Origin of the sequence: Bordetella hinzii LMG 13501 (assembly GCF_001548475.1) — a bacterium.
Classification (GTDB): Bacteria; Pseudomonadota; Gammaproteobacteria; order Burkholderiales; family Burkholderiaceae_B; genus Bordetella; species Bordetella hinzii.
Window position 1 is genome coordinate 1 of the sequence record NZ_LRUJ01000010.1, and the last position, 16,088, is coordinate 16,088.

Sequence of the window (16,088 nt, forward strand, 5' to 3'; positions counted from 1 at the left end):
CCAGCAAGCCCGCCCCGTTGCCGCTATGGCCCGCGGCCCCGCCGCTGGCCACCGCGGCGGCCGGCGCTTCTTCGGCGGGCACGGCCTGCGCGGCCGCCGGCGGCAGGACCGCCGCGGGCGCGGCGGCCTCGTCCGTGCGGACCTGCTGCGGACTGAGCTCGACGGTCACCATCTGCCCCTGCTGGATGCCATTGGCCTGGAAACGCAGCTCGCCGCTGAAGGCGCTCTCGCCGCCACGGCCGCTGCGCATCAGCAGCACGCGATAACGCAGGCCGCTGCCGACGCGCGAGAACTCCGCGCCGCGGATATCGATGGAGCCCGCCGGCCCGGGCGGCAGCAATTGCTCATAGAAGGCCAGCTGGTCGCGCACGCGGCCCACCTCGGCCTGCGAGGCGCGCAGCTGGGTCTCGAGCTCCTGGCGGGCCGCCCGCTCGACCGCGATCTCGCCATCGGCCGTATCGAGCTGGGCGCGCAGGAAACGCACCTCGGTCTCGCGCTGGCGCAGGCTGGCATCCTGCGCCTGGACCTGCGCCTCGGTGAGCATCACCATATGCGCGGGCCGTCCCGGCCCCAGGGCGTATTGATAGCCCAGGCCGGCGCCGGCGGCCACCCCCAGGCCCGCCATGAACGCCATCCAGGCCGCGCGCCGCCACCCGCGTTTGCGGGGCGGGACAGCGGAAGCGGGATTCTTGGACATCGATGCTCAGGCCGAGGCGCCACGGGCGCCCCTGGGGGGACCGCGGAAAATCAAGGAAGAATGGCGACCTGGTCCAGGCCGGTGGCCTCGGGCAGGCCGAACATCAGGTTCATGTTCTGCACCGCCTGGCCCGCCGCGCCCTTGACCAGGTTGTCCTGGACCACCAGGATGACGAGCTGATCGCCATTGCCCGGACGCTGCACCGAGATACGCAGATTGTTCGAAGCGCGCACGGAGCGGGTCTCGGGCAGGCTGCCGGCCGGCATGACGTCGATGAAGGCCTCGTCGGCATAGCGGGCCTCGAACAGGGCCTGGAAGTCCGTGTCGCGGGCTTCGGGCAGGATGCGGGCATAAATGGTGGAGAACATGCCGCGGATCATGGGCACCAGATGCGGCACGAAGGTCAGGCCGACCTTGCCGCCGGCCAGCTTTTCGAGCTGCTCGGTGATCTCGGGATGATGGCGGTGGCCCGCCACGCCATAGGCCTTGAAGTTGTCGCTGGCTTCGGAAAACAGCGAGCCCACCTCGGCCTTGCGGCCGGCGCCCGAGACGCCCGACTTGCAGTCGGCGATCAGGGTCTGGGTATCGACCAGCTTCTTGCCGCCTTCGATCAGCGGCGCCAGGCCCAGGATGACGGTCGTGGGATAGCAGCCCGGGTTGCCGATCACCTTGGCCCCGGCTATGGCGGCGCGATTGAGCTCGACCAGGCCATAGGCCGATTGGCCGGCCAGGATGTCCGGGCAGCTATGCGGCATCTTGTACCAGCGCTCGAACATCGCGGTGTCCTGCAGGCGGAAGTCCGCGGCCAGGTCGATCACGCGCGTGCCGGCGGCGGTCAGCTCCCGGGCCTGGGCCATGGCCACCCCGTGGGGCGTCGCGAAGAACACCACGTCGCAATCGGTCAGCGTGGCCTTTTCCGGCGCGGAGAAGGCCAGCTTCACGCGGCCGCGCAGGTTGGGATACATGTCCGCCACGGGCAGGCCGTCTTCCTTGCGCGAGGTGATGGCGGTCAGTTCGACATTGGGGTGCTGAGACAGCAAGCGCAGCAGCTCGACGCCGGTATATCCGGTGCCGCCGACGATGCCGACCTTGATGCGGGGATGACTTGCTTGGGCCATGGTAGCTTCTTCCTGGGTGTGAGGCACGCTGGAGTGTGGCACGGGGCGCGACACGCCTGAATGAATTGTATCGCTGCGACACCCGCGGCCCTCCTGAGGACTGCCGCAGAGTGGGACAGGATAGGCGGCCCGGGGTTCCCCGGGCGGGCCAAAAGCAAAAAGGCCGCTTGCGCGGCCTTTCTGCATGCAGCGATTAACGCTTGCTGAACTGCTTGCGGCGGCGCGCCTTGCGCAGACCGACCTTCTTACGTTCAACTTCGCGCGCATCGCGGGTCACGAAGCCCGCTTGCGACAGCGCCGGCTTCAGGGTCGCGTCGTAGTCGATCAGGGCGCGCGTGATGCCATGACGAACCGCGCCAGCCTGACCCGTCTCGCCGCCACCGATCACGTTGACCTTGATGTCGAACGATTCGAGGTGGCCGGTCAGCGCCAGGGGCTGGCGCACGACCATGCGGCCGGTTTCGCGAGCGAAAAACTCGTCGACGGGCTTGCCGTTGACGACGATCTTGCCCGTACCCTTCTTGATGAAAACACGAGCCACCGAGGTTTTGCGACGGCCGGTTCCGTAGTTCCAGTTACCGATCATGGCGTTTCCTTAGATATCCAGCGGCTTGGGCTGCTGAGCGGTGTGCGGATGCTCGGCACCAGCGTACACCTTGAGTTTCTTGATCATGGCGTAGCCCAGCGGACCCTTGGGCAGCATGCCCTTGACGGCCTTCTGGATGGCGCGGCCGGGAAAACGCTCTTGCATTTTCTCGAAGTTCGTTTCGCGGATACCGCCCGGGTAGGTGGTGTGGCGGAAGTACTTCTTGTCTTGCGCCTTGGTACCCGTAACGACGATATCGGAAGCGTTGATGATGACGATGTAATCGCCGGTATCAACGTGCGGCGTGAATTCGGGTTTGTGCTTGCCACGCAGACGGCGTGCGACTTCGCTGGCCACACGACCGAGGACTTTGCCCTTGGCGTCGATCACAAACCAGTCACGCTTGACTTCATGCGGCTTGGCCACAAAGGTCTTCATGATGGTTCCTAAGAATTGAATAAAGGTTGCCCGCCAGAACATCCTGGCCGGGATCTTTCCCGATGGCAAACCCGCGGCAGCGCCCGGGATGGGACTCGCCCCGGCCCCCCGTCTAAGCGTTATTACCCGCCCGTACTGGTGACCCTAGCCATGCTCCGGCCAAAGCCGGATAAAGGGAAAGCTAGCTAGTTTAGCACGCCTGCTCAATTTTTGTGCAAGCGCGCGGCAAAATCCCGCCCAGGACCGCCGACCCTAAAAAGGGACGTATTATCGGCGCCGGCGCACGGCCAGCGCCATGCTCATCAGGTATTGATCGTAGGCGTTTTCGCTGATCCGGAACCAGGGCAGGACATCGTCCTGGAAGCCCATATAGTTCTCGTGCAGGGTCTTGAAGGCCGGATCCTTGTCCGACCAGGCCTGATACACCTGGGCGCTGGCCTCGAAGGCGGCGTCCAGCACGGCGCGCGGGAAGGCGCGCAGCTCGGCGCCGGCCGCGGCCAGGCGCCGCATGGCGGCCGGGTTGCGGGCGTCATAGCTTGCGGTCACGCCCACATGGACGGCACGGCTGGCCGATTCGATCGCGGACCGGTAGTGCTTGGGCAGTTTTTCCCAGGCGGCTTCGTTGATATAGAGCGAGGCTTGCACGCCGCCCGCCCACCACCCCGGGTAGTAGTAATACTTGGCGAGCTTCTGCAGGCCCAGGGCCTCGTCGTCGACGGGGCTGGCGGCTTGCACGGCATCCAGCGCGTCCTTCTCCAGCGAAGCGGCCAGTTCAGCGGCGGCTAGCTGCTGCGGCGCCACGCCCAGGCGCGCAAGCACTTCGCCGGCCAGGCCGGCCGTCTGCATGCGCACGCCCTTGAGGTCTTCGAGGGTCTTGATCTCCTTGCGGTACCAGCCCCCCATCTGCACGCCCGTATTACCCATGGGCAGATTGACGATCTTGTGCGGCTTGAACAGTTCGCGCGTGAGTTTCAGGCCGTCGCCCTCGAACATCCAGGCATTCATCTGGCGCGCATTCAGCCCAAAGGGCACGGCGGAGTCAAAGCACAGCGCCGGCGCTTTGTCGAAGTAGGCGGACGAGAAGCCATGCCCGCAATCCACGGTGTGGTTGGATACCGCATCCAGGACCGTCGTGTCCGGGGCGATCTCGCCGCCCGGGGACTGGCGGATGCTGAACTTGCCGCCGGTGGCCTCGCCCACGTACTTGCAGAACGCCTCGCCGGCGCCATAGAGCGCCTCGAGCTTGGGGTTGAAGCCGGAAGCCAGGCGCCAGCTGAGCGAAGGCATGTCCTGGGCGAAGACGGGCGCGGCCACCGCCGCGCTGCCGGCCATCGCGCCCATGCCCGCATGCTTCAAGAACGAACGACGTTGCATCTGTTGGCTCCTCGTCTCTCGAGACTACCGAAGATAACCCGCAATGCATATTACACGCCGCGTACACGCCGCGCTGGCCAAAGGCGCTTCAGGCGGCCGGCCCGCCAACATCGTCCACGTAGAGAATCAGGTCCCAGAGCGTGGAATCGTGCTGCCGTAGGCGCAGGCGCCCGCGCCCCAGTTCGCGAAAGAAGGCGCACAGCTCCAGCACGTCCTGGGGATAGTGATAGGCGGCCACGGCCACCCGGCACTCCGGCCGGGCGACATGGCCGATGGCGCCTTGCAGCACGTCCAGCTCCCCGCCTTCGACGTCGATCTTCAGGAGCGTGACGGGCTCGGGCACCAAGGTGTCGAGCGTCACGCAGGGCACCGATTCGATATGCGCCGCGTTGGCCTGGCGCCAGGCCGGGCCGCATTCAGGCGGCACCAGGCGCGAGCCGTCCTGGTTGACCGGATCGGTGTAGAACTCGACACTGCCGCCATGGCGCCCACAGGCAAAACTGCGCGCCACCCGCGCGGGCAGGAAGAACCGGAGCTGCTTGAGGTGGGCGAAGTCGACCGCATTGGGCTCCAGGGCCCAGAAGCGGGATCGGTCCAGGTCGTCGACCAGGCTGGCCAGCCTGAGCAGCTCCGCGCCATTGGTCGCGCCCACGTCGACGTAGTTTTCCCAGGCGCGGGGCACGAAGGAGTCCGCCTCGTTGAGGGCATTGAAGTACATATGCGCGAAAGGCGTGGCCTCGCGCTGCAGCAGATGGCGATCCAGGCTGGCCAGCGCGGCCAGCCGCGCGCGCATCGCGCCTTGAGAGCGCGCATCCATGCCCTCGACCAGGGCGAGGTAGTCCGGCAGCCGGGTCAGCGTCAGCTCGCGCTCCTCGGCCAGCGGCATGTAGACCATGGGACGGTTACGCTCCGCCAGATAGGCCAGGAAGTCGAACGTCCAGGCCTGGAACCTGCGCAGCAGCAGTTGCTCCTCGGGCGTCGCGCAGAAGGTCAGCATGCCTATCCGGCCGCCGCTGCGCATCTGCTGCTGCAACACCTCGGCGAAGGGCCGGTACTCGCCCTCGCCCGGCCAGCGCGCATCGGCCAGCCAGGGAAAGCCGGAGGGCGCGCCCAGCGAGCAATAGCCCAGAAAACGGGGATCGTCGCGATAGTGGCCGGACAGCAGATAATGATGGGCGCGCGTCGCGGTGCTGGCGGCGCTGTGCGCGTAGACGTAAAACCCTTCGAGCTGGCGGATGAAGCGCAACCGCTCGTCGCCCTGCGCGCGCAGGGCGGACCAATCCAAGACCGACACTGGGAAACTCCTGACGGCACCCCGGCAATGGATCGATCCAGGGCACCCAACTCAGGGCACCCAACTCAGGGCACCCAACTCAGGGCACCCAACTCAGGGCACCCAACTCAGGGCACCCAACTCAGGGCACCCAACTCAGGGCACCCAGGATCCTGGATAGTGTGGCGGCCCCGGGCATGCCCTGTCTGCCGGCCGTGTCGCCGAGTCAGGAAAGAAATTTCCTTTAAAAACAAAAACCTGCCCGGGCTTGGCGCGCGGGCAGGCAGCGGCGGCTTCAGGCGCCGGCGATGGACATCTGCTCGATGAGAATGGAGCCCGTGGTCTTGGTGCCGCGCGACAGCGTGTCGGCCCCGACCGCCACGATCTGGCGGAACATATCGGCCAGATTGCCGGCGATGGTGATCTCCTCCACGGCATGCTGGATCTGGCCGTTTTCGACCCAGTAGCCGAAGGCGCCGCGCGAGTAGTCGCCGGTGAGGTAGTTCACGCCCTGGCCGATGAGTTCGGTCACCAGCAGGCCGGTGCCCAGCTTCTTCAACATGGCGCGGAAGTCGTCTTCCGGACGGGTCAGGCGCGAGGTCAGGGACAGGTTGTGCGAACCGCCGGCATTGCCGGTGGTGCTCATGCCCAGCTTGCGCGCGGTATAGGAGGACAGGAAATAGCCTTCCAGGGTACCGGCGGCCACCACGCGGCGCGCGCGGGTGCGCACGCCTTCGTCATCAAAGGGCGAGGAGCCCATGGCGCCGGGCACATGCGGGTCTTCGAGCACGTCGATGTGGTCGGCGAAGATGGGCTTGCCCAAGGCGTCGACCAGAAAGCTCGCCTTGCGGTAGAGCGCGCCTCCGCTGGCCGCCTGGGTAAAGGCGCCCAGCAGGCCCAGGGCCAGCGGCGCCTCGAACAGCACGGGCGCCTTGGTGGTGCGCAGGCGGCGCGCCGACAAGCGGGCCAGCGTGCGTTCGGCGGCGTAGCGGCCCACCGCCTCGGGCGAGGCCAGGCGGACGGGATCGCGCTCGGAGGTATACCAGTAGTCGCGCTGCATATTGCCGCCGCGCCCGGCGATGGGCGCCACCGACAGGCTGTGGCGGCTATAGGCATAGCCGCCCAGAAAGCCGCGGGTATTGCCCATGACGAACTGGCCTTCGTAGGTGTTGACGCCCGCGCCGTCGGTATTGGTGATGCGGCGGTCGACCGCCCGGGCGGCGCGCTCGCCGCGCAGGGCCAGCTCGGCGGCCTCCTCGGTGCCGATGGCCCAGGGATGATGCAGGTCCAGGTCGGCATGCTCGGTGGCCAGCATTTCGGCATCCGGCAGGCCGGCGGCTTCGTCGGCAGCCGTATGGCGGGCGATATGCCAGGCCGCCTCCACCGTCTGGCGCAGGGCCGCCTCGGAGAAATCGGAGGTCGAGGCCGAGCCCCGGCTCTGGCCGGCATAGACCGTCAGGTCCAGCGAGCGGTCGCGGGTCTGCTCGACCGTCTCGATATCGTTCTTGCGCACCGAGACCGAGAGACCCAGGCTTTCGGAGACTTCGGCGGCGGCGTCGCTCGCGCCAATCTGGCGCGCATAGGCCAGCACCTGTTCGACGAGTTCGGAAAAACGCGCCTGGTTGGCGGCGATCGGCAGGGAGGAGGAGGAAGTGACCATTGCTGTCCAATTTGCAGAGACGGTTATCATAGCCAAGTCCGTCTTTTTGCAGTGTCCCATGAGCTTTCCCGACTCCGAAACCCCCGTCGATGACGACGGCTACGATGAAAACGGCTACGACCGGCCCAGCAAGTCCCAGGTCAAGCGCGACATGCACGCGCTGCTGGACCTGGGCAAGCAGCTGATCGGCCTGTCCCCCGAACGCCTGCGCCAGTTGCCGCTCGAAGAGCGGCTGTACGAGGCCATCCGCGAAGCCCAGCGCACCACCAGCCGCGAAGGCCTGCGCCGCCAGACCCATTACGTGGGCAAGCTGATGCGCGCCGCGCCCGCCGACGAAATCCGGCACCAATTGGACGTCTGGGAAAACGGCTCGCGCGAAGAAACCGCCGCCATGCACCGTCTGGAGGGCCTGCGCGAGCGGCTCCTCCAGGACGACGAGGCGCTGACCGAATTGCTGGCGCGCTACCCCGGGGCCGATGTCCAGCATTTGCGCGCCGTCATCCGCGCCGCCCGCAAGGAAGCGCAGCACAATGCCGCCCTGCAGCAAGGCCAGGAGCCGCAGCGCAAGCAATACCGGGCCCTGTTCCAGGCGCTCAAGTCCCTCACACAATGACCGCCCCATGAGCCAAGACCTTCTGGACTGCATCGAAGTCGAAACCGGCGCCAACCCCGCCCATGCCGTGATCTGGCTGCATGGCCTGGGCGCCGATGGCAATGATTTCGTCCCCGTCGTGCCCGAGCTGGGCCTGCGCGCGCCGGTGCGCTTCATCTTTCCGAACGCCCCGGTGGCGCCGGTGACCATCAATGGCGGCATGGCCATGCGCTCGTGGTACGACATCCTGGTCATGGACCTGGTGCGCCGCGAAGACGCCGCCGGCATCCGCGCCTCGGAAGCGGCCATCCAGAAGCTGGTCGCGCGCGAGAACGCGCGCGGCATCCCGACCTCGCGCATCGTGCTGGCCGGCTTCTCGCAGGGCTGCGCCATGACGCTGCATACCGGCCTGCGGCTGCCCGAGAAACTGGCCGGCATGGTGGGCCTGTCGGGCTACCTGCCCCTGATCGATACGGCCCAGGCCGAACGCCTGCCGGCCAACGCCGACACGCCCATCTTCCTGGCCCACGGCCTGTACGATCCGGTCGTGGCGCTGGCCCGCGCCGAAGCGTCGCGCGAGACGCTGCAACGCCTGGGCTATGCGGTCCAGTGGCACACCTACCCCATGCCGCACTCGGTCTGCCTGGAAGAAATCCAGGACATCGGCGCCTTCTTGCGCGAAGTCCTGCGCTGAGTCAGTAAGTCTCGAAATGCATGCGGCCCTCGCGCCGCAGCGTTTCGGACAGCGCGGCCCAGTCGTGGCCGCCCTCCCGGGCGATATCCGACAGCGCTTGCAGCACCCCCTGCTCCATGCCCTTCAGGCCACAGACGTAGATATAGGTGTCGCCGGCGGTCAGCAGCCGCAAGACATCTTCCGCTCGCTGCCGCATGGCGTCCTGCACATAGCGCCGGGGCTGGCCGGCCTCGCGCGAGAGCGCCAGGTTGATATCGATGAAATCCTTGGGCAGTTTCATCAGCGGCCCGAAATAAGGCAGCTCGCGCTCGGTGCGCGCGCCGAAGAACAGCATAAGGCGGCCCAGGCCGCCCTGCGCCAGGCGCCGGCGGCTGTTTTCGGTCATGGCGCGCATGGGCGCGGCGCCCGTGCCGGTGCAGATCATCATCAGGTTGGCGCCGGGATGGTTGGGCATCAAGAAGGTATGGCCGAACGGCCCGATGACCTGGACGGTATCGCCCTTGGCCAGGTCGCAGAGATAGTTGGAGCACACCCCGCGCACCGCCTGCCCATCGTGGCCCTCGGTCACCCGCTTCACGGTGATGGACAGATTGTTGTAGCCCGGGCGCTCGCCATCGCGGGGGCTGGCCAGCGAGTACTGGCGGGCATGATGGGGCCGGCCGTGTTCGTCGGCACCGGGCGGCAGGATGCCGATGGACTGCCCCTCCAGCACCGGAAAGGGCTGCGCGCCGAAGTCCAGCACGATGTGCCGGATGTCGCTGTGGGTGTCCGAGTCCGTGACGCGGTAATTGCCCACCACCGTGGCCGTCACCGGCGTCTTGTGGGTATAGAGGTTGACGTAGGGATGGGCCGCCGACCAGGGCGGCACCGCCGCGCCGGGCCCGGCGGCGGCGACCTGCGGCGGGGGCTCGGCCGCCGGCCCGGCCTGGGCGGCCTGGGGCTGTTCGGCGGGCAGTTCGTCCCAGCCCAGCTGCTCATCCAGGCTGTAGGCCCGCGCCACCAGGCGCCAGCTGTCGATCGCGCCGGTCGGACATGGCGGCACACAGGCCATGCAGCCATTGCAGATCTCCGCGTTCACGACATAGTTGCGGCTGTCATGCGTGATGGCGTCGATCGGGCATGTCTCTTCGCACGTGTTGCAGCGGATGCAGATCTCGGGATCGATGAGGTGCTGCCTGAGCAGCTCGGCGGGCGCGTTCATGGCGGGCTCAGCTGAAACGGACGTACTCGAAATTCACCGGCTGGCGATTGATGCCCATGACGGGCGGCGCGATCCAGTTGGCGAACTTGCCGGGCTCGCTCACGCGGCCCATCAGCGAGGCCACGAAAGCGCGGTCCTCGGCCGTCGGCAGCCATTTGTCGCGGTTGGCCAGCCACTGGCTTTCGCTCAGCACCTCGCCGTCGGGCGAGACGCGGATACCGGCCAGCGTGCCGATCTGGCGGTTGAAGGCCTTGTGCGGCACCGACAGGCGAAAGGGGATGCCGTTCTTCTCGATCACCTTGTTCCAGCGGCCCACGCCGGCCATGGAGTCACGGATGAAGTCGTCGCGCAGCACTTCGTTGAGCGCGTTGAGCATGGGCACCTCCACCTCGCGCAGCCGGCCGTCGGCCACGGTCAGCACGCGGTAGCTGTCGTTCTTGAGCTGGTGGTCATCGTTGCGCTTGCCTTCTTCAAAGCGGCCCTTCAGGCCCGAGCTGTAGAAGATGGCGGCGTTGGAGGACTGGTCGGCGCCGAACAGGTCGATAGTCACGCTGTAGTGGAAATTCAGGTAGCGCTGGATGGTCTGCAGGTCGATCACGCCGGCGGCGCGCACGGCGGCCGGGTCATCGGTCTTGAGCTGGTTCATGACCTCGCAGGTGCGCTGGATCACGCGCGAGACGCCGGACTCGCCCACGAACATGTGGTGGGCCTCTTCGGTCAGCATGAACTTCGTCGTGCGCGCCAGCGGATCGAAGCTGGACTCGGCCAGTGCGCAGAGCTGGAACTTGCCGTCGCGGTCGGTGAAATAGGTGAACATATAAAAGGCCAGCCAATCCGGCGTCTTCTCATTGAAGGCGCCCAGGATGCGCGGGTTGTCTTCATCGCCCGAGCTGCGCTGCAGCAGCGCGTCGGCCTCTTCGCGGCCATCGCGCCCGAAATAGCGATGCAGCAGATAGACCATGGCCCAGAGATGGCGGCCCTCTTCGACATTGATCTGGAACAGATTGCGCAGGTCATATTGCGACGGCGCGGTCATGCCCAGGTGGCGCTGCTGTTCGATGGAGGCCGGCTCGGTGTCCCCTTGGGTGACGATAATGCGGCGCAGGTTGGCGCGATGCTCGCCCGGCACGTCCTGCCAGACGTCGCGGCCCATGTTCTCGCCGAAATGGATCTTGCGCTGCCCGTCCTGCGGCGCCAGGAAGATGCCCCAACGATAGTCCGGCATCTTGACGTGGTCGAAGTGCGCCCAGCCGTCGGGCTCGACGCTGACGGCGGTGCGCAGATAGACATCGAAGTCCTGTGAGCCGTCCGGGCCCATGTCGCGCCACCACTGCAGGTAATTGGGCTGCCAGTGCTCCAGCGCGCGCTGCAGCGCCCGGTCGCCGGACAGGTTGACGTTGTTGGGGATTTTGTCGCTGTAGTTGATGCCGCTCATATCTGTCTCCTGAAGGACGGCGCGCATGGCCGCCGGATGATTCCGCCGCCGGACCGGGCTAGACCCGGTTCCAGTCGAAGTTGGCCTGTTCGCCCTTGCCGTAGAGCTTGAGCGCGCCTTTCTCGCCCGCCGCATTGGGGCGGTTGAAGATCCAGTTCTGCCAGGCCGTCAGGCGCCCGAAGATGCGCGTGAGCATGTTTTCGCGGCCGCTGAAACGCAGATTGGCCTCCAGGCCGGTCAGCGCATCGGGCGACAGCGCGCGGCGCTCTTCCAGGGCCAGGCGGATCTCATCGTCCCAGTCCAGGCTGTCCGGCGTGAAGGTCACGAGGCCCAGGTCCAGGGCCTCTTGCGGCCCGATGGGCCGGCCCGCCGCCGCCCGCACGGCCTCCAGCGGACCGGCTTCTTCATGGAAGCGGCGCTGCAGGCGCGACTGGCCGTTGACCATGGGATAGGCGCCGAAATTGCGCTCGTCGATGACCAGGGCGACCGGTCGCTCTTCATCGTCGAGCATGTAGACGCGGTCGGCGGCCAATGCCAGCTCGAGCAGGGTGCCCGCAAAGCATGAACCCGGCTCCACGCAGGCATAAAGGGTGCGCGAGGTGACATCCAGGCGGGCGAGCGTGCGGCGCAGCATGCCGGCGGTCTCGCGCACGAACCAATGCGAGGCATGGCGCTGCAGGATCTCGTCGGCGGCCAGCACATGGGCGGCATCGCCCTCGGTCTTGATGACCCAAGTGCCGATATCCAGTTCGTTGGTGCGCATATAGAGGATGGCGTCGTCCAGCTCGCGCGCCATCGCCAGCGGCCACCAGTCGGCGCCCGCGGCGAGGATGGCGTCGATCCCGCTCTCGACCGGCGCCTGCGGGGCGCGCACCACCCAGGTGGCCAGGCGTTTTTCGCGGTCGATGCCGACCTCGACATGGCGGTAGCGCAGCCCCTGCGGACCGTCCTCGCGCTCAAGCCGCGTCAAGGCCACGCCGGGGCCTCCCGGACGGTCGCTGGCGGCGGCCAGTTCGCGCACGCGGGCCTGCACCGCCTCCTGGAACTGCGCCGGCTTGACCACGGCGTCGACCAGGCGCCAATCCTTGGCGCGCTGGCCACGCACGCCTTCGACCAGGGTGCAGAAAATGTCCGCCAGGTCGTGGCGCACACGCCGCTTGTCGGTCACCCGGGTCAGGCCGCCGGTACCCGGCAGCACGCCCAGCAGCGGCACCTCGGGCAAGGCCACGGCCGATGAGCGGTCGTCGATGAGGAAGATCTCGTCGCAGGCCAGGGCCAGCTCATAGCCGCCGCCGGCGCAGGCGCCATTGAGCGCGGCGATGAACTTCAGGCCGCTGTGCTGGCTGGCGTCTTCCATGCCATTGCGGGTTTCGTTGGTGAACTTGCAGAAGTTGACCTTCCAGGCGTGCGAGGACAGGCCGAGCATGAAGATATTGGCGCCCGAACAGAAAATGCGGTCTTTCATGCTGGTGACCACCACGGCGCGCACCTCCGGGTGCTCGAAGCGGATGCGCTGCAAGGCGTCGTGCAGCTCGATGTCCACGCCCAGGTCATAGGAATTGAGCTTGAGCTTGTAGCCCGGACGCAGGCCGGCATCCTCGGAGACGTCCATGGCCAGGGTGGCCACTTCGCCTTCGCAATTCAAACGCCAATGACGGTACTGCTGGGGTTCGGTCCGAAAATCCACCGGGGGGGTGCTCATGCTCTGTCTCCTCAAAACCTTGCGGGTCTGCACTGGGGCGCCCGATGGCGCACGCACAATAATGCATTTGATGAATTAAAATGCAGAATAGTGCAGAAAAAAATGCACGTCAACTCCGACGTGCACTAAAACGCAGTTTTTGAGGGACTCAGAGCGGCAGGCTGCAGGCCTTGCGCACCTGGGTGCGCAGGCCGGCGAAACTCTCCGCCAGGCTCAGGTCGCTGGTGACCCAGGTAAGGTCGGCCTTGGCATAGAACGCCTCGCGGCCGGCCAGGATGCGCTTGAGATCGGCCATGGCCTCGGCGTTGCCGGACATGGGCCGGAAATCGCCCTGCGCCATGACGCGGCCCATGTGCTCTTCGGGCGTGGCGCGCAGCCATACGGTATAGCAATGCGCCAGCAGCAGATTGAAGGTGGCGGGCTCCGACACCAGGCCGCCGGGCGTGGCCAGCACCATCTCCGGGTAGATCTGCACGGCCTCTTCGAGCGCCCGGCGCTCATAGCGGCGGTAGGCGTTGGGGCCATACAGATTGTGGATTTCGAGGATGCTGCAGCCGGCCACCCGCTCGATCTCGCGGTTGAGCTCGATGAAGGGATAGCCCAGGTCATCGGCCAGCATCTGCCCCAGGGTGGATTTGCCCGCGCCGCGCAGGCCGATGAGCGCGATGCGCTGGTAGCGGTTGGGCCGCTGCGCGCCCGCGCCCACGCCGAACAACTGGGACAGGGACTCGCGCGCCCGCTGCAGGTCCGATTCGCTGCGGCCACTGAGCAGCTCACGGATCAACAGCCATTCAGGCGATTCGGTGGTGACGTCGCCCACCAGCTCGGCCAGCGCGCAATTGAAGGCCCGGGCGATCTGCAGCAGCACCAGGATGGAGGCATTGCCCACCCCATGCTCCAGATTGGCCAGATGGCGTTCGGACACGCCGGTGGCTTGTGACAGGCTTTTGCGCGTCATGCCCCGTATGGCGCGCAAGCGCCGCACCCGTTCGCCCAAGGCGATCAGGAATACGTCACGGCGCGGCTCTTCCGCGTTCGGCTCCAGCGCTGGCTCCATCGTCTGCGACTCCGCACTAACCCTTAAGAGAACATGAACTATAGTGCTTGACGGTCACCATATAAAGCACTATTTTTCCATCAACCACCGCCAAACGCGCATTGACGATGCCTGTACCGGCACCCACAAGCACTCTGTTGCATGAGATTTCGGTACGGGACGATAAGTGTATAGGACGCCACCATGAGTACGCCTGAACAGTTCCACGCGCTGATGCGCGAGGTCACCGGCCAGATCGGCGCCGCCGCCCTGGATCAATCCCTCGAAGACCGCCTCAATCGCGAGCTGGGCGCCGGCAGCGATCTGTATGCGCGCATTTTCGACGCCTGTCGCCAGGGCGTCGCCGCCGGCTGGATGTGCAAATACGAAGGCGGCGGCATCCGCTATGGCCGCGTCATCAAACCCGACGCCGCGCTGGGCGGCTACTCGGTTGACGTGGTGGACATGGACGATCTTGCCGGCCCGCACCACCGCCATCCCCAGGGCGAAATCGACTTGATCATGCCGCTGTCGGACCAGGCGCGATTTGATGGCCGGGGCGCGGGATGGCTGGTCTACGGACCGGGCACCGCCCACCGCCCCACGGTCAGCGCAGGCAGGGCCCTGGTGCTCTATCTCCTGCCGGACGGCGCCATCGAATTCACCCGCCAGACGGCCTGAGGGACGGGACATGCATATTCTGGAGAACTACCTCGCCGGCCAATGGCGCGCGGGCCAGGGCCAGCCGGCCCGCCTGCTCGATCCGGTGACCGGCGAGCTGCTGGCCAGCGCGAGCAGCGCGGGCCTGGACCTGCCGGCCGCTTTCGCCTGGGCCCGCGAACAAGGTGGCGCGGCGCTGCGCGCCATGAGCTATGCGCAGCGCGCGGCCCTGCTGGCCCGCGTGGCCGAGGTGCTGGCGGCCCATCGCGACAAATACTTCGGGATCGCGCTGGCCAACAGCGGCACGGTGCAGGCCGATTCGGCCATCGACATCGACGGCGCCATCTATACCGTGGGCTATTACGCCAAACAGGGATCGCGCCTGGCCGAGAATGCCTGGCGCATGGACGGCCCGGCCGACGCCCTGGCCCGCGACAACGCCTATGCGGTGCAGCACGTCCGCACGCCGGCGCGCGGCTTGGCGCTGCTCATCAATGCCTTCAACTTCCCGTCATGGGGGCTGTGGGAAAAAGCCGCGCCCGCCCTGCTTTCGGGCGTGCCCATCGTGGCCAAGCCCGCCACCGCCACCGCCTGGCTGGCGCATGAGATGGTGCGCGACGTCATCCAGGCCGGCATCCTGCCGCCCGGCGCGCTCAGCCTGGTCTGTGGCGGCTCGGCCGGTCTCATGGACGCGCTGCGGCCGCTTGATCTGCTGTCGTTCACCGGCTCGGCCGATACGGCCGCCCAGCTGCGCGCCCATCCCGCGCTGCTGCGCGGCGAGGTGAGTCTGAACGCCGAGACCGACAGCGTCAACAGCGCCGTGCTCGGCCCCGACGCCGGCGAGGGCAGCCCCGCCTTCGATGCGCTGGTGCGCGAAGTGGTGCGCGAGATGCGCGCCAAGTCGGGCCAGAAATGCACGGCCATCCGGCGCATCATGGTGCCAGCCGACCGCTACGACGCCGTGGCCGGCGCCATCTCGGCCCAGCTGGCCCGCATCACCGTGGGCAATCCGCGCAACGACAGCGTGAAGATGGGCGCGCTGGTCAGCCGCGCCCAGTTCGACCACGTGCAATCGGGCCTGGCCGCCCTGCGCGGCGTGGCCGAGGTACTGCACGACGGTTCGCACGCGGCGCTGGTCGACGCCGATCCCGCCATCGCCGCCTGCATGGCGCCGACCTTGCTCGGTTCGCGCCAGCCCCATGCCCTGCTGCACCAGACCGAGGTGTTCGGGCCGGTCGCCACGCTCATGCCCTATCGCGATCCCGCGCAGGCCTGGGCCATGGCCCGGCTGGGCGACGGGTCGCTGGTGGCCTCTCTCTATAGCGACGACAGCGCCTTCCTGGCGCAAGGCGCCCAGGCGCTGGCCGAAAGCCACGGCCGCGTGCATCTGGTCAGCCCCGAAGCGGCCCAGGCCCATACCGGACACGGCAACGTCATGCCGCAATCGCTGCATGGCGGGCCCGGCCGCGCCGGCGGCGGCCAGGAACTCGGCGGATTGCGGGCCCTGGATTTCTATCACCGCCGCAGCGCCGTGCAAGGCGCGCCCGCCCGGCTGGAGAACCTGCCAGCCGCGCCGGCCTTTGCCGGATAGCCGCCCATCAGAGCCATCAGGCCGCGGGCCC

General features: G+C 67.2%; 15 protein-coding genes. 4 read left to right on the forward strand and 11 right to left on the reverse strand.

The features are described 5' to 3' along the window. From AXA74_RS08745 to pmbA, 7 genes are all read right to left on the reverse strand, one after another. Window positions 1–697 (reverse strand): DUF6776 family protein (locus AXA74_RS08745; protein ID WP_155680861.1); only part of this gene is annotated, 697 nt, incomplete at its 3' end. A 50-nt stretch (window positions 698–747) separates the two neighbouring features. Beyond that, the gene (argC, locus tag AXA74_RS08750; RefSeq protein WP_029580198.1) at window positions 748–1,815 is read right to left on the reverse strand and encodes an N-acetyl-gamma-glutamyl-phosphate reductase; all 1,068 of its coding nucleotides are present in this window, start codon (window positions 1,813–1,815) and stop codon (window positions 748–750) included. 193 nt (window positions 1,816–2,008) lie between these two features. Continuing rightward, a complete protein-coding gene (rpsI, locus tag AXA74_RS08755; protein WP_012418608.1) occupies window positions 2,009–2,401 on the reverse strand; it encodes a 30S ribosomal protein S9 in 393 nt (130 codons plus the stop codon). 9 nt (window positions 2,402–2,410) lie between these two features. After that, window positions 2,411–2,839, reverse strand: coding sequence for a 50S ribosomal protein L13 (gene rplM, locus AXA74_RS08760; RefSeq protein ID WP_029580197.1), 429 nt, complete (start codon window positions 2,837–2,839; stop codon window positions 2,411–2,413). Window positions 2,840–3,106: 267 nt separating this feature from the next. Beyond that, window positions 3,107–4,213 (reverse strand): TRAP transporter substrate-binding protein, encoded by a 1,107-nt coding sequence (locus AXA74_RS08765; protein ID WP_032979309.1) that lies wholly within the window; start codon window positions 4,211–4,213, stop codon window positions 3,107–3,109. Window positions 4,214–4,301: 88 nt separating this feature from the next. Continuing rightward, the gene (locus tag AXA74_RS08770) at window positions 4,302–5,507 is read right to left on the reverse strand and encodes an FkbM family methyltransferase (RefSeq protein WP_032979308.1); all 1,206 of its coding nucleotides are present in this window, start codon (window positions 5,505–5,507) and stop codon (window positions 4,302–4,304) included. A gap of 274 nt (window positions 5,508–5,781) precedes the next feature. Further along, the gene (pmbA, locus tag AXA74_RS08775) at window positions 5,782–7,146 is read right to left on the reverse strand and encodes a metalloprotease PmbA (protein ID WP_029580194.1); all 1,365 of its coding nucleotides are present in this window, start codon (window positions 7,144–7,146) and stop codon (window positions 5,782–5,784) included. Between the two features lie 58 nt (window positions 7,147–7,204). On the opposite strand from pmbA, the gene yjgA reads away from it, so the two are divergent. Together yjgA and AXA74_RS08785 are read left to right on the forward strand one after the other, a co-directional pair. Next, window positions 7,205–7,759, forward strand: a complete 555-nt coding sequence (gene yjgA, locus AXA74_RS08780) for a ribosome biogenesis factor YjgA (RefSeq protein WP_029580193.1) — start codon at window positions 7,205–7,207, stop codon at window positions 7,757–7,759. Between the two features lie 7 nt (window positions 7,760–7,766). Next, window positions 7,767–8,432 carry an alpha/beta hydrolase gene (locus tag AXA74_RS08785; RefSeq protein ID WP_029580192.1) on the forward strand — a complete coding sequence of 222 codons (666 nt, stop codon included), beginning with the start codon at window positions 7,767–7,769 and terminating at the stop codon, window positions 8,430–8,432. A gap of 1 nt (window position 8,433) precedes the next feature. Here the strand turns inward: AXA74_RS08785 and boxA are convergent, their stop codons facing one another. From boxA to AXA74_RS08805, 4 genes are all read right to left on the reverse strand, one after another. Next, window positions 8,434–9,633 (reverse strand): benzoyl-CoA 2,3-epoxidase subunit BoxA, encoded by a 1,200-nt coding sequence (gene boxA / locus AXA74_RS08790; protein WP_032979307.1) that lies wholly within the window; start codon window positions 9,631–9,633, stop codon window positions 8,434–8,436. A gap of 7 nt (window positions 9,634–9,640) precedes the next feature. After that, the gene (boxB, locus tag AXA74_RS08795; RefSeq protein WP_029580189.1) at window positions 9,641–11,068 is read right to left on the reverse strand and encodes a benzoyl-CoA 2,3-epoxidase subunit BoxB; all 1,428 of its coding nucleotides are present in this window, start codon (window positions 11,066–11,068) and stop codon (window positions 9,641–9,643) included. Between the two features lie 58 nt (window positions 11,069–11,126). Further along, window positions 11,127–12,770, reverse strand: a complete 1,644-nt coding sequence (boxC, locus tag AXA74_RS08800) for a 2,3-epoxybenzoyl-CoA dihydrolase (protein WP_029580188.1) — start codon at window positions 12,768–12,770, stop codon at window positions 11,127–11,129. Between the two features lie 148 nt (window positions 12,771–12,918). Continuing rightward, window positions 12,919–13,827, reverse strand: a complete 909-nt coding sequence (locus AXA74_RS08805) for a helix-turn-helix transcriptional regulator (RefSeq protein ID WP_029580187.1) — start codon at window positions 13,825–13,827, stop codon at window positions 12,919–12,921. Between the two features lie 183 nt (window positions 13,828–14,010). Here AXA74_RS08805 and AXA74_RS08810 point away from each other — a divergent pair, with 183 nt between their 5' ends. Further along, window positions 14,011–14,487, forward strand: a complete 477-nt coding sequence (locus AXA74_RS08810) for a 4-hydroxylaminobenzoate lyase (protein ID WP_029580186.1) — start codon at window positions 14,011–14,013, stop codon at window positions 14,485–14,487. A 10-nt stretch (window positions 14,488–14,497) separates the two neighbouring features. Continuing rightward, a complete protein-coding gene (locus AXA74_RS08815; RefSeq protein ID WP_029580185.1) occupies window positions 14,498–16,057 on the forward strand; it encodes a 3,4-dehydroadipyl-CoA semialdehyde dehydrogenase in 1,560 nt (519 codons plus the stop codon). Window positions 16,058–16,088: the final 31 nt, after the last annotated feature.

Bases quoted from the DNA above. Each gene is read 5' to 3' on its own strand.
- rpsI (WP_012418608.1), bottom strand. From the start codon at position 2,401: ATGATCGGTAACTGGAACTACGGAACCGGCCGTCGCAAAACCTCGGTG.
- boxA (WP_032979307.1), bottom strand. From the start codon at position 9,633: ATGAACGCGCCCGCCGAGCTGCTCAGGCAGCACCTCATCGATCCCGAG.
- AXA74_RS08815 (WP_029580185.1), top strand. From the start codon at position 14,498: ATGCATATTCTGGAGAACTACCTCGCCGGCCAATGGCGCGCGGGCCAG.
- yjgA (WP_029580193.1), top strand. From the start codon at position 7,205: ATGAGCTTTCCCGACTCCGAAACCCCCGTCGATGACGACGGCTACGAT.
- AXA74_RS08785 (WP_029580192.1), top strand. From the start codon at position 7,767: ATGAGCCAAGACCTTCTGGACTGCATCGAAGTCGAAACCGGCGCCAAC.
- AXA74_RS08810 (WP_029580186.1), top strand. From the start codon at position 14,011: ATGAGTACGCCTGAACAGTTCCACGCGCTGATGCGCGAGGTCACCGGC.
- boxC (WP_029580188.1), bottom strand. From the start codon at position 12,770: ATGAGCACCCCCCCGGTGGATTTTCGGACCGAACCCCAGCAGTACCGT.
- pmbA (WP_029580194.1), bottom strand. From the start codon at position 7,146: ATGGTCACTTCCTCCTCCTCCCTGCCGATCGCCGCCAACCAGGCGCGT.
- AXA74_RS08805 (WP_029580187.1), bottom strand. From the start codon at position 13,827: ATGGAGCCAGCGCTGGAGCCGAACGCGGAAGAGCCGCGCCGTGACGTA.
- argC (WP_029580198.1), bottom strand. From the start codon at position 1,815: ATGGCCCAAGCAAGTCATCCCCGCATCAAGGTCGGCATCGTCGGCGGC.
- boxB (WP_029580189.1), bottom strand. From the start codon at position 11,068: ATGAGCGGCATCAACTACAGCGACAAAATCCCCAACAACGTCAACCTG.
- rplM (WP_029580197.1), bottom strand. From the start codon at position 2,839: ATGAAGACCTTTGTGGCCAAGCCGCATGAAGTCAAGCGTGACTGGTTT.
- AXA74_RS08765 (WP_032979309.1), bottom strand. From the start codon at position 4,213: ATGCAACGTCGTTCGTTCTTGAAGCATGCGGGCATGGGCGCGATGGCC.